The 20,667-nt window shown below is 40.0% G+C and carries 33 protein-coding genes; all 33 read left to right on the top strand.

The genetic code is table 11. From position 1 onward, the window contains the following. Window positions 1-2: 2 nt before the first annotated feature. The 33 genes from fusA (at window position 3) to D1013_RS17100 (ending at window position 20,601) form a co-directional block, all read left to right on the top strand. Window positions 3-2,132, top strand: coding sequence for an elongation factor G (fusA, locus tag D1013_RS17260; RefSeq protein WP_121850012.1), 2,130 nt, complete (start codon window positions 3-5; stop codon window positions 2,130-2,132). Between the two features lie 11 nt (window positions 2,133-2,143). Continuing rightward, window positions 2,144-2,449: a 30S ribosomal protein S10 gene (gene rpsJ, locus D1013_RS17255; RefSeq protein ID WP_007094989.1), complete on the top strand. Its 306-nt coding sequence runs from the start codon at window positions 2,144-2,146 to the stop codon at window positions 2,447-2,449. A gap of 201 nt (window positions 2,450-2,650) precedes the next feature. Then, window positions 2,651-3,274, top strand: coding sequence for a 50S ribosomal protein L3 (gene rplC, locus D1013_RS17250; protein ID WP_121850011.1), 624 nt, complete (start codon window positions 2,651-2,653; stop codon window positions 3,272-3,274). After that, window positions 3,274-3,906 carry a 50S ribosomal protein L4 gene (gene rplD, locus D1013_RS17245; RefSeq protein ID WP_121850010.1) on the top strand — a complete coding sequence of 211 codons (633 nt, stop codon included), beginning with the start codon at window positions 3,274-3,276 and terminating at the stop codon, window positions 3,904-3,906. The genes rplC and rplD overlap by 1 nt, the downstream gene beginning before the upstream one ends. A 3-nt stretch (window positions 3,907-3,909) precedes the next feature. Beyond that, window positions 3,910-4,200: a 50S ribosomal protein L23 gene (rplW, locus tag D1013_RS17240; RefSeq protein ID WP_121850009.1), complete on the top strand. Its 291-nt coding sequence runs from the start codon at window positions 3,910-3,912 to the stop codon at window positions 4,198-4,200. 9 nt (window positions 4,201-4,209) lie between these two features. Then, a complete protein-coding gene (rplB, locus tag D1013_RS17235; RefSeq protein ID WP_121850008.1) occupies window positions 4,210-5,034 on the top strand; it encodes a 50S ribosomal protein L2 in 825 nt (274 codons plus the stop codon). 13 nt (window positions 5,035-5,047) lie between these two features. Continuing rightward, window positions 5,048-5,326, top strand: a complete 279-nt coding sequence (gene rpsS, locus D1013_RS17230) for a 30S ribosomal protein S19 (RefSeq protein ID WP_121850007.1) — start codon at window positions 5,048-5,050, stop codon at window positions 5,324-5,326. Window positions 5,327-5,333: 7 nt separating this feature from the next. Continuing rightward, window positions 5,334-5,741, top strand: coding sequence for a 50S ribosomal protein L22 (rplV, locus tag D1013_RS17225; protein WP_121850006.1), 408 nt, complete (start codon window positions 5,334-5,336; stop codon window positions 5,739-5,741). 1 nt (window position 5,742) lies between these two features. Next, complete coding sequence (gene rpsC, locus D1013_RS17220; RefSeq protein WP_121850005.1) at window positions 5,743-6,462, top strand: 30S ribosomal protein S3; 720 nt, start codon at window positions 5,743-5,745, stop codon at window positions 6,460-6,462. Window positions 6,463-6,481: 19 nt separating this feature from the next. Then, entirely contained in the window at window positions 6,482-6,910 is a 429-nt protein-coding gene (rplP, locus tag D1013_RS17215) for a 50S ribosomal protein L16 (protein WP_121850004.1), read from the top strand. Window positions 6,911-6,918: 8 nt separating this feature from the next. After that, window positions 6,919-7,110, top strand: a complete 192-nt coding sequence (rpmC, locus tag D1013_RS17210; protein WP_121850003.1) for a 50S ribosomal protein L29 — start codon at window positions 6,919-6,921, stop codon at window positions 7,108-7,110. 13 nt (window positions 7,111-7,123) lie between these two features. Continuing rightward, window positions 7,124-7,384 (top strand): 30S ribosomal protein S17, encoded by a 261-nt coding sequence (gene rpsQ, locus D1013_RS17205; protein ID WP_121850002.1) that lies wholly within the window; start codon window positions 7,124-7,126, stop codon window positions 7,382-7,384. 2 nt (window positions 7,385-7,386) lie between these two features. Next, window positions 7,387-7,755, top strand: a complete 369-nt coding sequence (rplN, locus tag D1013_RS17200) for a 50S ribosomal protein L14 (protein ID WP_121850001.1) — start codon at window positions 7,387-7,389, stop codon at window positions 7,753-7,755. An 11-nt stretch (window positions 7,756-7,766) separates the two neighbouring features. Then, entirely contained in the window at window positions 7,767-8,081 is a 315-nt protein-coding gene (gene rplX, locus D1013_RS17195) for a 50S ribosomal protein L24 (protein ID WP_225621411.1), read from the top strand. Between the two features lie 2 nt (window positions 8,082-8,083). Then, on the top strand, window positions 8,084-8,635 hold the full coding sequence (gene rplE / locus D1013_RS17190; RefSeq protein ID WP_121850000.1) for a 50S ribosomal protein L5: 552 nt from the start codon (window positions 8,084-8,086) through the stop codon (window positions 8,633-8,635). Between the two features lies 1 nt (window position 8,636). Next, window positions 8,637-8,906 (top strand): 30S ribosomal protein S14, encoded by a 270-nt coding sequence (rpsN, locus tag D1013_RS17185; RefSeq protein WP_121849999.1) that lies wholly within the window; start codon window positions 8,637-8,639, stop codon window positions 8,904-8,906. A gap of 60 nt (window positions 8,907-8,966) precedes the next feature. Next, window positions 8,967-9,365 (top strand): 30S ribosomal protein S8, encoded by a 399-nt coding sequence (gene rpsH, locus D1013_RS17180; RefSeq protein WP_121849998.1) that lies wholly within the window; start codon window positions 8,967-8,969, stop codon window positions 9,363-9,365. 22 nt (window positions 9,366-9,387) lie between these two features. Further along, the gene (gene rplF / locus D1013_RS17175) at window positions 9,388-9,930 is read left to right on the top strand and encodes a 50S ribosomal protein L6 (RefSeq protein ID WP_121849997.1); all 543 of its coding nucleotides are present in this window, start codon (window positions 9,388-9,390) and stop codon (window positions 9,928-9,930) included. Between the two features lie 9 nt (window positions 9,931-9,939). Next, window positions 9,940-10,296: a 50S ribosomal protein L18 gene (gene rplR, locus D1013_RS17170; RefSeq protein WP_121849996.1), complete on the top strand. Its 357-nt coding sequence runs from the start codon at window positions 9,940-9,942 to the stop codon at window positions 10,294-10,296. An 8-nt stretch (window positions 10,297-10,304) separates the two neighbouring features. After that, entirely contained in the window at window positions 10,305-10,829 is a 525-nt protein-coding gene (rpsE, locus tag D1013_RS17165; protein ID WP_121849995.1) for a 30S ribosomal protein S5, read from the top strand. An 11-nt stretch (window positions 10,830-10,840) separates the two neighbouring features. Beyond that, entirely contained in the window at window positions 10,841-11,023 is a 183-nt protein-coding gene (gene rpmD / locus D1013_RS17160; RefSeq protein ID WP_121849994.1) for a 50S ribosomal protein L30, read from the top strand. A gap of 14 nt (window positions 11,024-11,037) precedes the next feature. Continuing rightward, complete coding sequence (gene rplO, locus D1013_RS17155; protein ID WP_121849993.1) at window positions 11,038-11,490, top strand: 50S ribosomal protein L15; 453 nt, start codon at window positions 11,038-11,040, stop codon at window positions 11,488-11,490. A gap of 12 nt (window positions 11,491-11,502) precedes the next feature. Further along, the gene (gene secY, locus D1013_RS17150) at window positions 11,503-12,846 is read left to right on the top strand and encodes a preprotein translocase subunit SecY (RefSeq protein WP_121849992.1); all 1,344 of its coding nucleotides are present in this window, start codon (window positions 11,503-11,505) and stop codon (window positions 12,844-12,846) included. A gap of 2 nt (window positions 12,847-12,848) precedes the next feature. After that, window positions 12,849-13,064 carry a translation initiation factor IF-1 gene (infA, locus tag D1013_RS17145; protein WP_013305172.1) on the top strand — a complete coding sequence of 72 codons (216 nt, stop codon included), beginning with the start codon at window positions 12,849-12,851 and terminating at the stop codon, window positions 13,062-13,064. A 20-nt stretch (window positions 13,065-13,084) separates the two neighbouring features. Beyond that, entirely contained in the window at window positions 13,085-13,201 is a 117-nt protein-coding gene (gene ykgO, locus D1013_RS17140) for a type B 50S ribosomal protein L36 (protein WP_013305171.1), read from the top strand. A 2-nt stretch (window positions 13,202-13,203) separates the two neighbouring features. Continuing rightward, on the top strand, window positions 13,204-13,578 hold the full coding sequence (rpsM, locus tag D1013_RS17135) for a 30S ribosomal protein S13 (RefSeq protein WP_121849991.1): 375 nt from the start codon (window positions 13,204-13,206) through the stop codon (window positions 13,576-13,578). A 13-nt stretch (window positions 13,579-13,591) separates the two neighbouring features. Next, window positions 13,592-13,996 (top strand): 30S ribosomal protein S11, encoded by a 405-nt coding sequence (rpsK, locus tag D1013_RS17130; RefSeq protein WP_121849990.1) that lies wholly within the window; start codon window positions 13,592-13,594, stop codon window positions 13,994-13,996. A gap of 95 nt (window positions 13,997-14,091) precedes the next feature. Then, entirely contained in the window at window positions 14,092-14,697 is a 606-nt protein-coding gene (gene rpsD / locus D1013_RS17125) for a 30S ribosomal protein S4 (RefSeq protein ID WP_121849989.1), read from the top strand. An 18-nt stretch (window positions 14,698-14,715) separates the two neighbouring features. Continuing rightward, window positions 14,716-15,708 (top strand): DNA-directed RNA polymerase subunit alpha, encoded by a 993-nt coding sequence (locus D1013_RS17120; protein WP_121849988.1) that lies wholly within the window; start codon window positions 14,716-14,718, stop codon window positions 15,706-15,708. A gap of 61 nt (window positions 15,709-15,769) precedes the next feature. Continuing rightward, window positions 15,770-16,315: a 50S ribosomal protein L17 gene (gene rplQ / locus D1013_RS17115; RefSeq protein WP_121849987.1), complete on the top strand. Its 546-nt coding sequence runs from the start codon at window positions 15,770-15,772 to the stop codon at window positions 16,313-16,315. A 94-nt stretch (window positions 16,316-16,409) separates the two neighbouring features. Beyond that, a complete protein-coding gene (gene carA, locus D1013_RS17110; RefSeq protein WP_121849986.1) occupies window positions 16,410-17,531 on the top strand; it encodes a glutamine-hydrolyzing carbamoyl-phosphate synthase small subunit in 1,122 nt (373 codons plus the stop codon). Between the two features lie 116 nt (window positions 17,532-17,647). Further along, window positions 17,648-18,940, top strand: coding sequence for a phosphopyruvate hydratase (gene eno, locus D1013_RS17105; protein WP_121850782.1), 1,293 nt, complete (start codon window positions 17,648-17,650; stop codon window positions 18,938-18,940). A gap of 125 nt (window positions 18,941-19,065) precedes the next feature. Then, window positions 19,066-20,601 carry a glycogen synthase gene (locus tag D1013_RS17100; RefSeq protein WP_121849985.1) on the top strand — a complete coding sequence of 512 codons (1,536 nt, stop codon included), beginning with the start codon at window positions 19,066-19,068 and terminating at the stop codon, window positions 20,599-20,601. Window positions 20,602-20,667 lie beyond the last annotated feature (66 nt).

Here is a 20,667-nt window from a genome sequence, read left to right as displayed (position 1 = left end):
AAATGGCAAGAGATTTAAAATATACTAGAAATATAGGTATCGCTGCTCACATTGATGCCGGAAAGACGACTACTACTGAGCGTATTCTTTTTTACACTGGTGTTAGTCATAAAATTGGTGAGGTGCACGATGGTGCGGCCACTATGGACTGGATGGAGCAGGAGCAAGAGCGTGGTATTACCATTACTTCAGCTGCAACAACTTGTACTTGGAGGTTTCCGATGGAAAACGCTCAGCCGTTACCTGATACCAAAGATTATCACTTTAATATTATTGACACTCCTGGTCACGTTGATTTTACGGTAGAGGTTAACCGTTCCCTTCGTGTTTTGGATGGTTTGGTTTTCTTGTTCAGTGCGGTTGATGGGGTTGAGCCTCAGTCTGAGACTAACTGGCGTTTAGCTGATAATTATAAGGTTCCTAGAATTGGTTTTGTTAATAAAATGGACCGTCAAGGAGCTAACTTCTTAAACGTTTGTACGCAAGTGCGCGAGATGTTAGGTTCTAATGCTGTGCCGATCGTTCTTCCTATCGGGGATGAAGCTGATTTTAAAGGTATAGTTGACTTGGCCAAGAACAGGGCTATTGTATGGCACGAAGAGAATTTTGGTTCTACGTTCGATGTGGTCGATATTCCTGAGGATATGAAGGCTGAAGTAAAGGAGTACAGAGCTGCTCTTATCGAGGCTGTTGCAGAATATGATGAGGAATTGATGGAGAAATTCTTCGAAGATGAAGATTCTATCACTGAAGAAGAAGTTCACGCTGCCTTAAGAGCTGCCGTTATGGATAGGGCTATTATACCAATGGTTTGTGGTTCTTCTTTTAAGAATAAGGGTGTTCAGTTCTTGTTGGATTGCGTTTGTAGATATCTGCCATCACCTATAGATAAAGATGATATTGTAGGTACTAATCCTGATACGGGAGCGGAAATTAGTAGAAAGCCAGATGTTAAAGAGCCTTTCTCGGCTTTGGCATTTAAGATTGCTACAGACCCTTTTGTTGGTAGATTAGCGTTTTTTAGAACCTACTCTGGTAGACTTGATGCCGGTTCTTATATATTGAATAACCGCTCGGGTAAAAAAGAGCGTATTTCTCGAATCTATCAGATGCATTCGAATAAGCAAAATGCTATCGAATATATTGAAGCTGGTGATATAGGTGCTGCGGTAGGTTTTAAAGATATTAAGACTGGTGATACCATGTCTGCCGAAAATGCTCCAATTATTTTGGAGAGTATGGATTTTCCTGATCCGGTAATCGGTATCGCTGTTGAGCCTAAAACAAAGGCTGATGTAGATAAATTGGGTATGGCTTTGGCTAAATTGGCTGAGGAGGATCCAACTTTCCAGGTGAAGACCGATGAGGCTTCAGGTCAGACTATTATATCTGGTATGGGCGAGCTTCATTTAGATATTATCGTTGATCGTCTTAGAAGAGAGTTTAAGGTAGAGGTGAACCAAGGTCAACCTCAGGTAGAGTATAAAGAAGCGCTAACAAGAGGTGCTGACCATAGAGAGGTTTACAAGAAGCAGTCTGGTGGTCGTGGTAAATTCGCAGATATTGTATTTACTATGGGGCCTGCCGATAGCGAAGAAGTGACGGGTCTTGAGTTTGTTAACGAGATAAAGGGTGGTAATATTCCTAAAGAATTCATTCCTGCTGTTGAAAAAGGCTTTAAAGAGGCTATGAAAAATGGTCCATTGGCCGGGTTCGAGATGGATAGTATGAGAGTAGTTCTTAAGGATGGGTCTTTCCATGCTGTGGATTCTGATTCTCTATCTTTCGAATTGGCTGCTAAGTTAGGTTATAAGTCTGCTGCAAAAGCTGCTGGTGCCGTATTGATGGAGCCTATTATGAAGATTGAAGTATTGACGCCTGAAGAAAACATGGGTGATATCGTAGGTGACCTTAACCGTAGAAGAGGTACTATCTCCAATATGAGTGATAGGGCAGGTTCTAAAGTTGTAAAAGGTGAAGTGCCATTATCGGAGATGTTCGGTTATGTAACGTCATTAAGAACATTGTCTTCAGGTAGGGCAACGTCAACTATGGAATTCTCTCACTATGCTGAGACACCATCGAATATTGCTGAGGAAGTTATTAAGGCAGCTAAAGGAGTAACCGCTTAATTGTTAGAAAGATGAGCCAAAAAATTAGGATAAAACTAAAATCTTACGATCACAATCTAGTGGATAAGTCTGCTGAGAAAATCGTAAAAACGGTAAAGACTACCGGGGCAGTGGTTACTGGACCTATTCCTTTACCAACGCATAAAAAAATCTTTACAGTGTTGCGTTCGCCGCACGTAAATAAGAAATCTAGAGAGCAATTCCAACTTAGTTCTTACAAGAGGTTGTTGGATATTTACAGCTCTTCGTCAAAAACTATCGATGCGCTTATGAAGTTAGAGCTTCCTAGTGGTGTTGAAGTTGAGATTAAGGTTTAAGTAGATTTTACTGAAAGCTGTCTTCAATAGACGGTAGACATGTCCTGCGCTGCGTGCAAAGGAAAAACGGAAACAAAAATTAATTCGGGGTCGAATAATTTTTGACCCTGTTTTTTTGTCTGAAAGTTGAATAGAGTAATTAAATAAATATGAACGGACTAGGGTTCTTGGTAATCTAAAAGTCCATAATTTAAATCAAGTATGTCTGGGTTAATAGGTAAAAAAGTGGGCATGACCAGCATCTTTGACGAGAATGGGAAGAATATTCCTTGCACCGTTATAGAAGCAGGACCATGCGTAGTTACCCAAGTCAGAACCGAAGAAGTTGATGGGTATAATGCACTTCAACTTGGTTTCGATGACAAGGCAGATAAACGTGCCAACAAGGCTGAAACAGGCCACTTTAAAAAAGCTGGTACTTCGCCTAAAAAGAAAGTTGTCGAATTTCAAGGTTTTGAGGGGGAGTTCAAATTAGGTGACACTGTAGGTGTCGATCTTTTCACCGAAGGTGAATTTGTCGATGTCGTCGGTACTTCTAAGGGAAAAGGCTTTCAAGGTGTAGTAAAACGTCACGGTTTTGGTGGTGTCGGTCAATCTACGCACGGTCAGCACAACAGGTTAAGAGCACCTGGTTCTATTGGTGCTGCCTCGTATCCTGCTCGTGTTTTTAAGGGCTTGAAAATGGCCGGTAGAATGGGTGGTGAGCGTGTTACAGTTCAGAACCTGCGTGTATTAAAAGTGGTTCCTGAAAAGAATCTTTTAGTTGTAAAAGGGGCTGTTCCGGGACATAAAAATTCATACGTAACTATTCAAAGGTGGGAGTAATGAAGGTAGCAGTATTAGATATTAAAGGAAAAGAAACAGGTAGAAAAGCTGAGCTTTCAGATTCTGTTTTCGGTATTGAGCCAAATAATCACGCTGTTTATTTAGATGTAAAACAGTACTTGGCCCATCAGAGACAAGGTACTCACAAGGCCAAAGAACGTGGCGAGATTGCTGGTAGTACACGTAAGATAAAGAAGCAGAAGGGTACAGGTACCGCTCGTGCAGGTAGCATCAAGTCGCCTGTATTTAGAGGTGGTGGACGAATTTTTGGTCCTAGACCAAAAGATTATGTCCAAAAACTTAACAAAAATGTTAAGAGATTGGCTAGAAAGTCTGCTTTGAGTATAAAGTCAAAAGAGAATGCCATTCTAGTTGTTGAAGATTTCAATTTTGAGACTCCGAAAACAAAAGATTTTAAAGAGATTTTGAAGTCTCTGGGCATAGACAATAAAAAGTCTTTGATTGTCTTGGGTGATTCAAATAATAGCGTATATTTGTCTTCGCGAAATTTGAAGGGCTCAGAAGTTGTAACTTCCTCAGAAATAAGCACTTACAAAATAATGAACGCTAATAATGTAGTGTTTGTTGAAGGTGCTTTAGAAGGATTGGAGTCAAACCTAAATAAAAAATAAGCCATGAGCGTGTTGATAAAACCGATAATTACCGAAAAAATGACCGCAGAAAGCGAGTTGTATAATAGGTATGGCTTTATTGTGAATCCTGAAGCCAATAAAATTCAGATCAAAGAAGCTGTAGAGGCTACTTATGGTGTGGCGGTCAAAAAAGTGAGAACCATGAATTATGGTCCTACTAGAAAGACGCGTTATACTAAAACTGGTATACAGCATGGTAAGACCAATTCGGTCAAGAAAGCTATTGTTGATGTTGAAGAAGGTGACATCATCGATTTTTACAGTAATCTATAAAGACGCAAAATGTCAGTTAGAAAATTAAAACCTATCACTCCTGGACAGCGTTTTAGAGTAGTAAACGGATTTGACGCGCTTACTGCTGATAAGCCGGAGAAGAGCTTGCTCGCTCCGTTAAAAAAGTCGGGAGGTAGAAACAGTCAAGGAAAAATGACCATGCGCCATAGAGGTGGAGGTCATAAGAGAAGGTATCGTGTTATCGATTTTAAAAGGGATAAGCAAGATGTTGCTGCTACCGTAAAGTCGATTCAGTATGATCCTAACAGAACAGCTTTTATTGCATTATTGGAGTATTCCGATGGTGAGAAAAGATATATAATTGCCCAGAACGGCCTTCAGGTCGGTCAAGAGATAAGTGCTGGTTCTTCTGTGGCTCCTGAAATCGGGAATGCGCTGCCTTTGAGTGCTATTCCTTTAGGAACCATTATTTCGTGTATTGAATTGCGTCCTGGTCAGGGTGCTGTAATGGCGAGAAGTGCTGGAACTTTTGCTCAGTTAATGGCGAAAGATGGAAAATTCGTCACCGTTAAAATGCCATCTGGCGAGACCAGGTTGATTTTGTCTACATGTATGGCTACTATCGGGGCTGTGTCCAATTCGGATCATCAATTGTTGGTTTCTGGTAAAGCTGGTAGAAGTAGATGGTTGGGTAGAAGGCCTAGAACAAGACCGGTTGCTATGAACCCTGTTGATCACCCAATGGGTGGTGGTGAAGGAAGGGCTTCCGGAGGTCACCCAAGGTCTAGAAATGGTATTCCTGCTAAAGGGTATAGAACCAGGATCAAGACCAAGAAAACGAATAGATATATTTTAGAACGTAGAAAGAAATAAAAAGTAAAGAAAAATGGCACGTTCATTAAAAAAAGGACCATACGTTCACTATAGCTTGGAGAAGAAAATCCAACAAAATGTATCTTCAGGTAAGAAGAGTGTGATCAAAACGTGGTCAAGAGCATCGATGATTACCCCTGATTTTGTAGGTCTTACTATCGCGGTTCACAATGGAAGACAATTTGTTCCAGTATTTGTTACCGAGAATATGGTAGGTCATAAGTTAGGTGAATTTTCTCCTACCCGTTCTTTCAGAGGGCATGCAGGAGCTAAGAATAAAGGAAAGAAGTAAGTAAGCTATGGGAGTTCGAAAAAAACAAATGGCCGAAAGGTTAAAGGCTGAAAAGAAGCAATTGGCTTTTGCCAAGTTGAATAACTGCCCGACATCACCAAGAAAAATGCGTTTGGTTGCAGACTTGGTGCGTGGTGTAGAAGTTGAAAAGGCTTTGGCTATTCTTAGGTTCAATCCTAAAGAGTCATCACGTAAGTTAGAGAAGCTATTGTTGTCTGCTTTGGCTAACTGGCAAGCAAAAAATGAAGAAGCAAGTGTTGAAGACGCTGGTCTTTTCGTAAAGGAAATTCGTGTTGATGGTGGTACTATGTTGAAAAGGTTGCGTCCTGCACCTCAGGGTAGAGCACACAGAATCAGAAAACGTTCAAACCATGTTACTTTGGTTTTAGGGTCTAATAATAATATAGAGAGCTAGAATGGGACAGAAAACAAATCCAATAGGAAATCGTCTTGGAATCATCAGAGGATGGGAGTCTAACTGGTATGGTGGAAATGATTACGGCGATAAACTAGCTGAAGACAATAAAATTCGTAAGTATATCCATGCGCGTTTGGCAAAGGCTAGCGTGTCTAGGGTGATTATTGAAAGAACTCTTAAGTTGATTACGATTACCGTGACTACTGCAAGACCAGGTATTATTATTGGTAAGGGTGGTCAAGAAGTTGATAAACTTAAAGAAGAGCTTAAGAAAATCACGAACAAAGAGGTTCAGATCAATATCTATGAGATAAAGAGACCTGAATTAGATGCTAATTTGGTTGCTGCGAGTATCGCAAGACAGATTGAAAGTAGAATTTCTTTCAGAAGGGCAATTAAAATGGCTATCGCTGCTGCAATGAGAATGAATGCAGAGGGTATTAAAGTGCAGATTTCTGGTCGTTTGAACGGAGCTGAAATGGCGCGTTCCGAATCTTACAAAGATGGCCGTATTCCTCTTTCTACTTTTCGTGCCGATATCGATTATGCCTTACAAGAGGCACAGACTACTTATGGTAAGCTGGGTATCAAAGTATGGATAATGAAAGGCGAGGTCTATGGTAAGAGAGATTTGTCTCCATTAGTGGGTATGACAAAAGGCCAGTCTAAAGGAGGTGATAAACGAGATAGTGGTAGAAAACCACGTCGTAGAAAGTAATTTAAAAAAGTAGTAAGCAATGTTACAGCCAAAAAGAACCAAGTTCCGAAAGATGCAGAAAGGCCGCATGAAAGGTATTGCGGGCCGAGGGTTTCAATTGTCGAACGGCATGTTCGGAATCAAGACATTGGATTCTAAATTTATAACATCACGTCAAATAGAGGCGGCGCGTATCGCAGCCACTAGATATATGAAACGTCAAGGTCAGCTTTGGATCAAAATCTTTCCGGACAAGCCTATCACTAAAAAGCCTCTTGAGGTGCGTATGGGTAAAGGTAAAGGTGCTCCAGAATATTTTGTGGCAGTTGTTAAACCGGGAAGAGTTCTTTTTGAAGTATCCGGTGTTCCTATGGAAGTTGCCAAGGAAGCGTTGCGACTTGCTGCTCAAAAGTTACCTGTGCGAACTAAGTTTATCGTAGCTCGTGATTATGTTGAAGAAACAATTTAAGGTGTATCATGAAAAATAAAGAAATTAAAGAACTGTCTGTCGAAGAGCTAAAAGAAAAGCTTGCCGAGTATAAGAAACAACATGCAGACCTTAAAATGGCACATTTTGTTACACCGTTAGAAAATCCTCTTCAAATAAGAACAGCTAGAAGAACGGTGGCTAGATTGGCAACGGAATTAACTAATAGGGAAAACCAATAATTGGTTCTGCTTTATGGAAGAAAAAAGAAACTTAAGAAAAGAGAGAATCGGGGTGGTAACCAGTAACAAAATGGAGAAATCCATTGTTGTTTCAGAGGTGAAGCGAGTAAAGCACCCTATGTACGGTAAATTCGTATTGAAGACCAAGAAGTATGTGGCTCATGACGAGAAGAATGACTGCAACGAAGGTGATACCGTTAAGATTATGGAGACCCGTCCGTTGAGTAAGACTAAGTGTTGGAGATTAGTAGAAATCTTAGAAAGAGCTAAATAATTATGTTACAGCAAGAATCAAGATTAAAGGTAGCAGACAATACCGGTGCCAAAGAGGTTTTGACCATTAGGGTGCTTGGTGGTACCAAAAGAAGATATGCTTCTGTAGGTGATAAGATTGTTGTTGCCGTTAAAGAGGCTACACCGAATGGTGGTATTAAGAAAGGTGCTGTTTCTACAGCGGTAGTTGTAAGAACTAAAAAAGAGGTAAGAAGGCCTGATGGTTCGTACATCCGTTTCGACGACAACGCTTGTGTATTATTGAACCCAAGTGGGGAGATGAGAGGTACGCGTGTGTTCGGTCCTGTTGCAAGAGAATTGCGTGACAAGCAGTTTATGAAAATTGTTTCATTGGCCCCTGAGGTACTTTAATATAGTAGATCATGATAAAGTTGAAAATAAAAACAGGAGATACGGTTCGAATCGTTGCCGGAGACCATAAAGGTACCGAAGGTAAAGTAATGTCCGTAGACCGTGAAAAGAATAAAGCTATCGTTGAGGGTGCTAATTTGGTTTCTAAACATCAGAAGCCTAGCGCACAGAATCCTCAGGGTGGTATCGTAAAGAAAGAGGCTCCTATTCATATTTCTAATCTGGCTTTGATCGATGCGAAGACAGGTGAGACTACGAGGGTAGGATACGAAGAAAGGGACGGAAAGAAAGTACGTTTTTCCAAGAAATCCAATGAAGTAATATAGTTATGGCTTACGTTTCAAGATTAAAAACGGAATATAAGGAGCGTATCGTTAATGCGCTCAAAGAAGAGTTCGGTTACAACAATATTATGGAGGTACCGAAGCTTCAGAAAATTGTCGTAAGTAGAGGTGTTGGAGCTGCTGTGGCAGACAAAAAGTTAATTGACCATGCGGTTGATGAACTTACAACTATTACTGGGCAAAAAGCTGTAGCGACGATGTCTAAGAAAGATGTTGCTACCTTTAAATTGCGTAAAGGTATGCCAATTGGCGCTAAAGTAACCTTGAGAGGTGAGAGAATGTACGAATTTTTAGATCGTTTGATTACTTATGCATTGCCTCGCGTAAGAGATTTTCAAGGTATACGGGCTACAGGTTTTGATGGTCGTGGTAATTATAGCTTGGGTGTTACTGAGCAAATTATTTTCCCTGAAATCAATATTGATAGAATTAATAGAATTAACGGAATGGATATTACTTTCGTTACTTCTGCCCAAACCGATAAAGAAGCGAAGTCTCTATTAACTGAATTAGGATTACCTTTTAAAAAGAACTAGAATGGCTAAAGAATCAATGAAAGCGCGTGAGCGCAAAAGGGCAAAAACAGTTGCTAAATATGCTGAAAAGCGTAAGGCTTTAAAGGAAGCCGGTGATTACGAAGCATTGCAAAAGTTGCCAAGAAATGCTTCTCCCGTTCGTATGCATAATAGATGCAAGTTGACAGGTAGGCCAAAGGGGTATATGAGAACATTCGGTATCTCTAGGGTTATGTTCAGGGAAATGGCTAACCAAGGTCTTATTCCCGGAGTTAAAAAGGCAAGCTGGTAAAAGAGTTTAACTGGTTTCAGGTTCGCAATAAAGCGAAAACCGTTACCAAATTATATAGAAATGGTCACAGATACTATTGCAGATTATCTAACTAGAGTTAGAAATGCCAGCAGGGCTGGTCACAGAGTGGTGGAGATTCCATCGTCTAAAGTAAAAAGAGAAATAACTAAGATATTGTTCGATCAGGGCTATATTTTAAGTTATAAGTTTGAAGAGGATAAATTTCAGGGTACTATTAAAATCGCCTTGAAATATGACAAGGAGACCAAAGAGCCTGTTATCAGAAAAATTCAAAGGGTAAGTAAGCCAGGTTTACGTAAGTATACCGGTGCCGATACCTTGCCAAGGGTTTTGAATGGTTTGGGTATAGCTATAGTCTCTACTTCTCACGGAGTGATGACCAGTAAGCAGGCCAAGAACGAGAATGTAGGTGGTGAGGTACTTTGCTACGTATATTAATAAGGAATAAAGTATTTAAGACATGTCAAGAATAGGTAATAATCCGATAGTGATTCCTGAGGGAGTGACAGTTGATATAAAAGGAAACGAGGTCGTCGTTAAAGGGAAATTAGGAGAGCTTACTCAAGATTTTTCTTCAGTCGATATCAAGGTTGAAGATGGTCAGGTAGTAGTGGAAAGACCTTCAGACTTAAAAGATCATAAAGCAAAGCACGGTCTGTATCGCGCATTGATCAATAACATGATCAAAGGTGTGTCGATTGGGTGGACCAAACAGCTGGAGTTAGTTGGTGTGGGTTATCGTGCCAGTAACCAAGGTCAGAAGCTTGATTTGGCTTTAGGGTTTTCTCACAACATTGTGTTAGACCTAGCTCCTGAAATCAAGGTAGAGACTACTTCGGAAAAAGGTAAGAACCCTATAGTTAAATTGACATCTCACGACAAGCAATTGGTAGGTCAGATAGCAGCCAAGATACGATCATTTCGTAAGCCAGAGCCTTACAAAGGAAAAGGTATCAAGTTCGTGGGCGAGCAATTACGTAGAAAAGCAGGTAAATCAGCTTAATAGTATATCATGGCATTATCAAAGAGCGAAAGAAAACAAAGAATACGTAGAAGAATCAGAAAAGTTTCTTCAGGTACTGCAGAGAGACCAAGACTTTCTGTATTTAGAAGTAACAGTGCCATCTATGCACAGGTTATAGATGATAACGAAGGAAAAACCCTTTTGTCTGTTTCTTCTAGAGATAAACAATTTGCCGATGCTAAAGGCACCAAAACTGAAATAGCTACTGAGGTAGGTAAGACGGTTGCCGAGAAATGCAAAGAGGCAGGTATAGAGAAAGTTGCTTTTGATAGGGGCGGAAACCTTTATCATGGTAGAGTTAAAGCATTGGCTGAAGGGGCCCGTGAAGCAGGACTAAATTTTTAAATAATACTATGTACCAGAAATACAAAAACGTAGAGACTGTTAAACCTGGCGGTTTAGATTTAAAAGATAGATTGGTAGGTATTCAGCGTGTTACCAAAGTGACCAAAGGTGGTAGAGCTTTTGGATTTTCGGCCATAGTTGTTGTTGGTGACGAGAATGGTGTTGTCGGTAGCGGTTTGGGTAAATCTAAAGAAGTTGCTACAGCTATTGCCAAGGCAATCGAAGATGCAAAGAAGAACCTTATTCGTATACCATTGAACAAAGGTACGCTTCCACACGAGCAAAAAGGTAAATATGGTGGTGCAAGAGTATATATTCAACCAGCATCTCATGGTACCGGGGTTATTGCCGGTGGTGCCGTTCGTGCGGTATTGGAGTCTGTTGGAGTTCAAGACGTACTTTCAAAATCACAAGGATCGTCGAACCCTCATAACGTAGTTAAGGCTACTTTCGATGCATTATTGCAACTTAGGGATGCTGGTACCGTAGCTAAGCAAAGAGGTGTTTCCCTAGACAAAGTCTTTAAAGGATAATATACAATACGATGGCTAAGAAATTACAGGTTAAGCAGCTAAAGAGCAGTATCAAGAGACCTCAAAACCAGAAAAGAACTCTTGAGGCCTTAGGTCTTAAGAAAATAGGTCAGGTTGTGGAGCATGAAGCTACCCCCAACATTCTTGGTATGATAGATAAAGTTAAACATTTGGTTTCTACACAAGAAGCCTAATATAGAAGATAATAATGGATTTAAGCAATCTTAAACCAGCGGAAGGTTCAACAGGTAAAGCGGGTAAAAGAGTCGGTAGAGGACAAGGTTCTGGAAAAGGCGGAACCGCTACCCGTGGTCACAAAGGGGCAAAATCTAGATCTGGTTATTCTAAGAAAATCGGTTTCGAAGGTGGTCAAATGCCTTTGCAGCGTCGTGTTCCAAAATTCGGTTTCACGAACATCAACCGTGTAGAATACAAAGGTATCAACTTGAGTAAGTTGCAAGAGCTTGTCGATAATAAGATTATCAAAGACGAGGTTACCGTAGATACTTTAGTTGAAAATGGTTTGGCTAAAAGAAGCGAGCTAATAAAAATATTGGGCGGTGGGGAACTTAAGTCTTCCCTTAAAGTTTCCGTGCATAAATTTACGGCTAGTGCCAAAGCGGCCATAGAAGCTGCTGGCGGAGAAGCAATAAATTTATAAGCATACCCTACTATGAAGAAATTTTTCGAGACCATATCCAACATCTGGAAGATTGAAGAACTAAGAAACCGCATATTGGTAACACTTAGTTTGCTTTTGGTGTACCGTTTTGGTTGCCAGATTGTTCTTCCGGGTATCGATTCAACACAATTGGCTGCATTGGCCTCAGGTACCGATCAAGGTATCTTTGGGTTATTGAATGCTTTTACCGGAGGTGCTTTTGCAAATGCTTCGGTTTTTGCGTTGGGTATCATGCCATATATCTCTGCATCGATTGTGGTGCAGTTGATGAGTATCGCCATTCCATATTTGCAAAAGTTGGATAAGGAGGGTGAAAGTGGTAGAAAAACAAAAAATCAGATTACCCGTTGGTTAACGATTGGTATCTGTGTTGTTCAGGCTCCGGCTTATCTATACGGTCTTGAAGCCTTTGGTGTACAGGATAGTGCCTTCTTATTGGGTAAAGGACTTGATTTTATGATTCCTGCCGTTGTGATTTTGGTGACGGGCTGTGTGTTTGCAATGTGGTTAGGTGAAAAAATTACTGATAAAGGTATCGGTAATGGTATTTCACTTTTGATTATGATTGGTATTATTGCAACAATGCCTCAGTCGTTCGTTCAAGAGTTTTACTCTAGAACAACCAACAACACAGGTGGTTTGATGTTCATTTTAATTGAAATCATTCTTTGGTTCTTGGTTATTCTTGCAAGTGTTCTTTTGGTAATGGCTACGCGTCAGATACCAGTTCAATATGCAAGAAGAACTGCTTCTGGTGGGTATGAGAAGAATATAATGGGTTCGCGTCAGTACATTCCGCTAAAGTTGAATGCTTCTGGTGTAATGCCGATTATATTTGCCCAGGCAATTATGTTCGCTCCAAGCTTAATTGGTAAGACATTTAATGATACTGCGGCAGGGCAATGGATGGAAGTTCAGTTCCAAGATATTTTTGGTCTGGCATACAATGTTCTTTTTGCCGTATTGATTATCATATTTACTTACTTCTATACCGCCATTACGGTACCAACGAATAAGATGGCCGATGACTTGAAAAGAAGTGGAGGTTTTATTCCGGGTATTAGACCTGGAAAAGAAACGGGAGATTTTTTGGATAAGGTTATGTCTTTAATAACTTTGCCGGGTTCTATCTTTTTGGCCTTATTGGCAGTTTTGCCAGCTTTGGTCGTAAAGTTGATGGACCTTCAGGCCAATTGGGCCCTGTTTTATGGTGGAACTTCACTTTTGATTATGGTCGGTGTTGCCATCGATACAGTTCAGCAAGTGAACGCGTATCTATTGAACAGGCATTATGATGGTTTGATGAAAACCGGTAAAAACAGAAAAGTAGCATAAGTATGGCTAAACAAGCTGCAATAGAACAAGACGGATCTATAATTGAAGCATTGTCAAATGCAATGTTTCGTGTTGAATTGGAAAACGGGCATGTAGTTACTGCTCACATTTCCGGTAAGATGCGTATGCATTATATAAAATTGCTTCCAGGTGATAAGGTTAAGTTAGAAATGAGCCCTTATGACCTGACCAAGGCTAGAATTACTTATAGGTATTAATAAGAGAGAAAGATAGCGAGATGAAAGTTAGAGCATCAGTTAAAAAAAGAAGTGCCGACTGCAAAATTGTACGCAGAAAGGGCAGGTTGTATGTAATCAACAAGAAGAATCCTAGATTTAAACAAAGACAAGGATAATTATGGCAAGAATTGCGGGTATAGACATACCAAAACAAAAGAGAGGTGTAATTGCCTTGACCTACATTTACGGTATTGGAACAAGTAGGGCTAAAGAAATTTTGGAAAAAGCCAATGTGAGTGAAGACGCAAAGGTATCTGATTGGAATGATGATGAGATAGGCCGTATTAGAGAGGCTGTATCAGGTTATACCATTGAAGGTGAGCTTCGTTCAGAAACGCAGTTGAACATTAAGCGTTTAATGGATATTGGTTGTTACCGTGGTATTCGTCATAGAGCTGGTCTTCCACTTCGCGGTCAACGTACCAAGAACAATTCTAGAACCAGAAAAGGAAAAAGAAAAACGGTTGCTAACAAGAAAAAGGCAACTAAATAATAAGTAGGTTATTATGGCAAAGGCAACTTCAAAAGCAGGTGCAAAAGCGGCTAAAAAACGTAAAGTAATCGTTGACTCAGTGGGTGAGGCCCACGTGACCGCCTCTTTCAATAATATCATTATTTCGCTTACCAATAAAAAAGGAGACGTAATTTCTTGGTCTTCTGCAGGTAAGATGGGTTTTAGGGGATCAAAAAAGAATACTCCCTACGCGGCTCAAGTAGCAGCTGAAGAATGTGCTAAAACTGCACACGAAGCCGGTCTTAGAAAGGTGAAAGTTTATGTTAAGGGGCCTGGTAACGGTAGAGAGTCTGCTATTCGTGCCGTACACAACTCTGGTATCGAAGTAACAGAAATCATTGATGTTACTCCAATGCCGCACAATGGTTGTAGACCACCAAAAAGAAGAAGAGTTTAATTCGTTTTATTCACTATAAATTTCACGGGAAGTGTAGTTAACGATTATCGAAGGATAAGCCTTAATTCATAATCACACTTCCAAATTAAAAGAAAATGGCAAGATATACAGGACCTAAAAGTAAAATCGCCCGTAAGTTCGGCGAAGCTATCTTCGGAGACGATAAGTCATTCGAAAAGAAGAATTACCCTCCAGGACAACACGGAAACAACAGACGCCGAGGTAAAAAATCGGAGTATGCCGTTCAATTAATGGAGAAACAAAAAGCTAAGTATACCTACGGTATTTTAGAAAAGCAGTTTAGAAACATTTTCGCCAACGCCAAAAGAAAAGAAGGTGTTACCGGTGAAATTTTACTACAACTTTGCGAATGCAGGTTGGATAACGTTGTTTACCGCATGGGTATCGCTCCTTCAAGAAGAGGTGCTAGACAACTTGTGTCGCACAGACATATTACTGTAAACGGAGAGTTGGTCAATATTCCTTCATATACCTTGAAAGCAGGTGATGTAGTTGGTGTTCGTGAAAAATCAAAGTCACTTCAGGTGATCGGCGATTCATTAGACGCCCAAAGCAATGTTTATGAGTGGATTACCTGGAACTCTGAAAAGAAAGAAGGTACTTTTGTTTCAGTACCTGAGAGAATCCAAATTCCAGAGAATATCAAAGAACAATTAATAGTTGAGCTTTACTCTAAATAACATAGAACACTAATTCACATGGCATTATTTAATTTCCAGAAACCTGATAAAGTTATAATGATCGATTCCTCGGATTTCGAAGGTAAGTTCGAATTCCGTCCATTGGAACCTGGTTATGGATTGACTGTCGGGAACGCACTAAGAAGAGTATTGCTTTCTTCTTTGGAAGGTCATGCAATTACATCCGTCAGAATCGATGGTGTCGAGCATGAGTTTTCCGTGATTTCGGGTGTTGTTGAAGACGTTACCGAAATCATCCTGAATCTTAAACAAGTAAGGTTCAAAAAGCAAATAGACGATTCAGAAGCTGAAGTAGTTTCTATATCTGTTAGCGGTAAAGAACAATTGACCGCTGGTGATTTTCAGAAATTCATTTCTGGATACCAAGTGTTGAACCCAGATTTGGTAATCTGCAACATGGATCCAAAAGTGAGTATAAATATGGAGATTGTTATCGACAAAGGTCGTGGCTATGTTCCAGCTGAAGAGAATAAGAAGTCGAACGCAGCACTAGGTAGTATTGCAATCGACTCTATCTTTACTCCTATCAAGAACGTAAAGTATAGCATTGAAAACTTTCGTGTAGAGCAGAAGACGGACTATGAAAAATTGGTTTTCGAAATCGTGACCGATGGATCGATTCATCCTAAAGATGCACTTACAGAAGGAGCCAAAGTTTTGATACACCACTTTATGTTGTTCTCTGATGAGAGAATTACATTAGAGGCTGATGAGATTGCTCAAACTGAAACATATGATGAAGAATCTTTGCATATGCGTCAGTTGTTGAAAACTAAATTGGTAGATATGGATCTTTCAGTTCGTGCCTTGAATTGTTTGAAGGCGGCTGAAGTAGATACATTAGGTGATTTGGTTTCGTTCAATAAAAACGATTTGATGAAATTCAGAAACTTCGGTAAAAAATCATTGACCGAATTAGAAGAATTGGTAATCAATAAAGGTCTAAGTTTTGGAATGGACCTTTCAAAATATAAGTTAGATAAAGATTAATCGATATTTCTTACAGGATAGGGATACACCCTCAGTTGGAGAAATATAATAGACAAGAGAAATGAGACACGGTAAAAAGGTCAATCATTTAGGAAGAAAGACAGCGCACAGAAAGGCGATGTTGGCCAATATGGCATGTTCCTTGATCGAGCACAAGAGAATCAACACTACGGTAGCAAAGGCAAAGGCATTGAAACAATTCGTTGAGCCATTGATAACCAAAGCGAAGGCAGAGAACAATATTTCTGCTGAAAAAGGAACGCACAATCGTCGTATCGCTTTTAAGAACCTGCGAAACAAATATGCGGTAACTGAATTGTTCAGTACAGTTGCTGAACAGGTGGGCGATAGGCCTGGTGGTTATACCAGAATTATAAAATTAGGTAACCGTCTTGGTGATAACGCTGATATGGCAATGATTGAGTTAGTTGATTTCAATGAGCTTTACAATGCTGGTAAGCCTAAGAAGAAATCTACGAGAAGAAGTAGAAGAAGTGGTGGCAAAAAAGAGGAAGAAGCTAAGGTAGATGCACCTGCAGCTCCAAAAGAAGAGGCAGCTGAAGCTCAAGCCGATGTTGAAAATGTAACAGACGATTCAGAAGAATAAGATGTACATAACTCATAATAAATTGAAAAGGATAAACTTAATAGTTTATCCTTTTTTTATGTTTAATTTTGAAAATTAAGAAAGAGTAGCATATATGAAGTATCAATCAAGAAGAAAAGCGTTATTATTATTGGCCGACGGCACTATATTCTACGGCAAGTCGGTTGGAGACAAAGAGGGTACCGCATTTGGTGAGGTTTGTTTTAATACGGGTATGACCGGTTATCAAGAGATTTTTACCGACCCATCTTATTTTGGTCAATTGATGGTTACTACCAATGCCCACATCGGTAACTATGGTACCAATGTTGAAGAAGTGGAATCGGATTCTGTTAAAATATCCGGGCTTATTTGCCGAAATTTCAGTTACGAATATTCGCGTCCAAGAGCTGATAAAAGTTTAGAGGATTTTTTGAATGATAATAAATTATTTGCCATATCTGATGTAGACACTAGGGCTTTGGTCAGTTATATACGTGATAATGGCGCAATGAATGCGGTTATATCGACCGATGTGAACAATATTGATGGTCTCAAAAAACAATTGGCGGAAGTGCCTAGTATGGAAGGTCTTGAATTGGCTTCAAAAGTTTCTACGAAAGAGCCATATTTCATAGGCGACGAATCTGCAACCTTTAAAATTGCTGCCTTGGATATAGGCATTAAGAAGAATATTTTAAGAAATCTGTCAAAAAGAGATTCTTATATAAAAGTTTTCCCTTTTGACGCTTCTTTTGATGAAATGCAATCTTGGGAACCGGATGCCTATTTCATTTCTAACGGACCTGGTGATCCTGAGCCTTTGGTCGATGCGATAGCGGCTGCCAAAAAAATGATTGATAGTGGTAAGCCGGTGTTCGGTATATGTTTGGGCCATCAAGTCATAGCCTTGGCAAAGGGTATATCGACCTATAAAATGCACAATGGGCATAGAGGCATCAACCATCCAATTTTAAATTTGGTAACCGGTAAAGGTGAAATTACTTCGCAAAACCATGGTTTTGCTGTTAATAGAGAAGAAACCGAAGCCAATAGTGATGTTGAAATCACACATGTTCACCTTAATGACAATACCGTAGCCGGTATTAAGCTGAAAGATAAAGATGTATTTTCGGTGCAGTACCACCCAGAAGCTAGTCCTGGGCCACATGACGCTGATTATTTGTTCGACCAGTTTTTCGATTTGATCAAAAGTAAATCGGTACAAACAGTTTAGGTTAAGCAATCGTTATTTCCTGATAAATAGAGCGGTTTCTCTAAGCTTTATGCTATTAGGGTTTTGTATATTTGTTCACCTTGAAAAGCAATACTTTTCCAACTAAAAATATTTTTATGAGTATTATATTAAGCGTTCACGCAAGACAGATTTTAGATTCTAGGGGTAACCCTACCGTAGAGGTAGATGTAGTTACCGAAAATGGTGTAATGGGAAGGGCTGCAGTTCCATCCGGTGCTTCAACTGGAGAACATGAGGCCGTAGAATTGCGTGATGGCGGTAACACTTTTATGGGTAAGGGTGTTAGTAAAGCAGTTGAAAATGTCAACACTTTGATTTCTGAAGAAATCTTAGGCATGTCGGTCTTTGAACAAAACTTGATCGATCAGGTAATGTTAGATTTAGATGGTACACCAAATAAATCAAAATTAGGTGCCAACGCCATACTTGGTGTTTCTCTTGCGGTAGCAAAGGCTGCTGCCAATGAATTGGGCATGCCACTATATCGCTACGTAGGCGGTGTAAGTGCTAATACATTGCCGGTGCCTATGATGAACATCATTAACGGTGGCTCGCATTCAGATGCGCCGATTGCATTTCAAGAATTTATGATTATGCCGGTTAAGGCGAAAGATTTCACCCACGCCATGCAGATGGGTACTGAAATTTTCCATAATCTTAAAAAAGTTTTACACGATAGAGGTTTGAGTACTGCTGTAGGTGATGAAGGTGGTTTTGCCCCTAATCTGGCAGGCGGTACCGAAGATGCTTTAGATACGATTGCGAAGGCGGTTGAGAAAGCGGGTTACAAACTTGGTGACGAAGTGATGATTGCCCTGGATTGTGCCTCTGCAGAGTTCTATGTGGATGGTAAGTACGATTATACAAAATTCGAAGGCGATAAAGGGGTTGTAAGAACTTCACAAGAGCAAGCTGAGTATTTGGCAGAGCTTTGTTCTAAATATCCGATTATCTCTATCGAAGACGGTATGGATGAGAACGACTGGGATGGTTGGAAAACTTTGACCGAAATAGTAGGTGATAAAGTTCAATTGGTAGGTGACGATTTGTTTGTGACTAACGTTGAGCGTCTCTCTAGGGGAATCGAGCAAGGTATCGCCAATTCGATTCTTATCAAGGTAAACCAGATAGGAACTCTTACCGAGACTATAGCGGCGGTCAATATGGCCAAGAATGCTGGTTATACTTCAGTAATGAGCCACCGTTCAGGAGAAACCGAAGATAATACCATTGCCGATTTGGCCGTGGCACTTAATACCGGACAGATTAAGACCGGTTCTGCTTCCCGTTCCGATAGAATGGCCAAGTACAACCAACTCTTGAGAATAGAAGAAGAATTAGGTGATACAGCATATTATCCAAAAGAAAAAGCTTTTAAGATTCAGTAGAATTTTAATGTTTTCCTAATAAAAAAGCCTTTCTTTTCAGAAATAACCGAAGAGAAAGGCTTTTTTTTGGTTCATTCGTAAACTTTACTTACCTTTTTCCAGTAACGGATAATTTTAGATTTTCAATGAATAATTTTCTTTTTGTAGCTGCTGAGAATGATGCAATCCCCGATTGCAAGGCAGGTGGTATGGGCGATGTAGTACGTGATGTACCCAGAGAGATTGCCAAACGAGGTGATAAGGTTCATGTGATCGTCCCGTCTTATTCGAGAATTCACAAGACCGGAACATTTAGAACCCAGTTGAATTTCCGGTTGCGCGGTACTGACTATTCGGCCGAACTCTATGCTGTTCCTCCCAAAAAGAACATTGAAAATATCATTCATTATGTAATACACCATCCTGAGATTACTGAAGGAGGTATTGCCCATATCTATCATGATGATCCTACGGAGCCATTTTTTAATGACTATATAAAATTCATAATATTTAACACCGCTGTTGCCGAAGCGGTTAAGATGGGTGCTTTTGGAGAATTGGATATTGTGCACATGCACGATTGGCATTCCAGTGCCATGTTGTTCTTGAAAACTTATCACCCCGATTATCAGGTTTTAAAGAAAATGCGGTATGTATATAGCATACATAATTTGGCCATTCAGGGTATTCGACCATTTTATGATAATTATGCTTCGGTACATAACTTCTTTCCCGAAATTCAACTCGACCACCAAAATTTGCAAGACCCGCGCTACCAAGATTGCATTAATCTTATGGCGGTGGGCATTCGTTTGGCTGATGCCGTTCATACCGTTTCACAAGCTTATAAAGAAGATATATTATTACCAAGTGCAAGGCCTGAATTTGTAGGCGGCGAAAGTCTTGAGGTTGATTTAAGAAATGCCGATAATGAAGGTCGCTTGTTCGGAATCTTAAATGCCTCTAACTATGCCAACGTTCGTCAGGCAGAAAAGGGACTATTGTATCGAAATACGGTCAAGGCCTTGTTTCGTTGGCTTCAAGACGAATCAAAAAAGTATAAAGCAGACTTTTTGGCGCATACCGGTGAGAAAATCATGGAGTATGTATCCAACAAACCTAAGTTTATTGTGTCGAGTGTAGCTAGGTTGACGGAGCAGAAGTTTTATTTTCTAATGCGTTCTCCTGAGTCTTTTGAAAAAATACTGGACAGGCTAAAAGAAGTTGATGGCATTTTTATGCTTTTGGGTACGGGCGATCCCGATTATGAGCACTTGTTTAGAGAGATGAGCTACAAGCATAAAAACTTCATATTTACCAATGGGCAATCAGAAGATCTCATCGATTCTATGTATTTAGAAACTGATCTTTATTTCATGCCCAGCCTATTTGAACCATGTGGTATTAGTCAAATGTTGGCCATGAGAAACGGCAACCCATGTTTGGTACATCATACAGGAGGATTAAAAGACACTGTTGAGCACATGAAAACCGGTTTTGCCTTTGACGGTCAAACTTTCAATGCCAAACTTGAGGATATGGTGAATAAGTTGGATGAGGCCCTGAATGTCTGGGAGCATGATCAAGCGACCTGGAAGAAAATTAAGGCAAACGCCAAAAAAATGAGGTTCACCTGGGAGAAATCTTTAGATGAATACTACAATAAATTGTATCTGTTGTAATATCTACAAATTACTATCAAAAAGTGTTGTTAATAATGGGCGAAAGCCGAGGGTATAATTGTTAAG

This window comes from Euzebyella marina (genome assembly GCF_003687485.1).
Classification (GTDB): domain Bacteria; phylum Bacteroidota; class Bacteroidia; order Flavobacteriales; family Flavobacteriaceae; genus Euzebyella; species Euzebyella marina.
The sequence above is the reverse complement of the archived record's forward strand: the minus strand, read 5'-3'. Positions and strand labels throughout refer to the sequence as shown.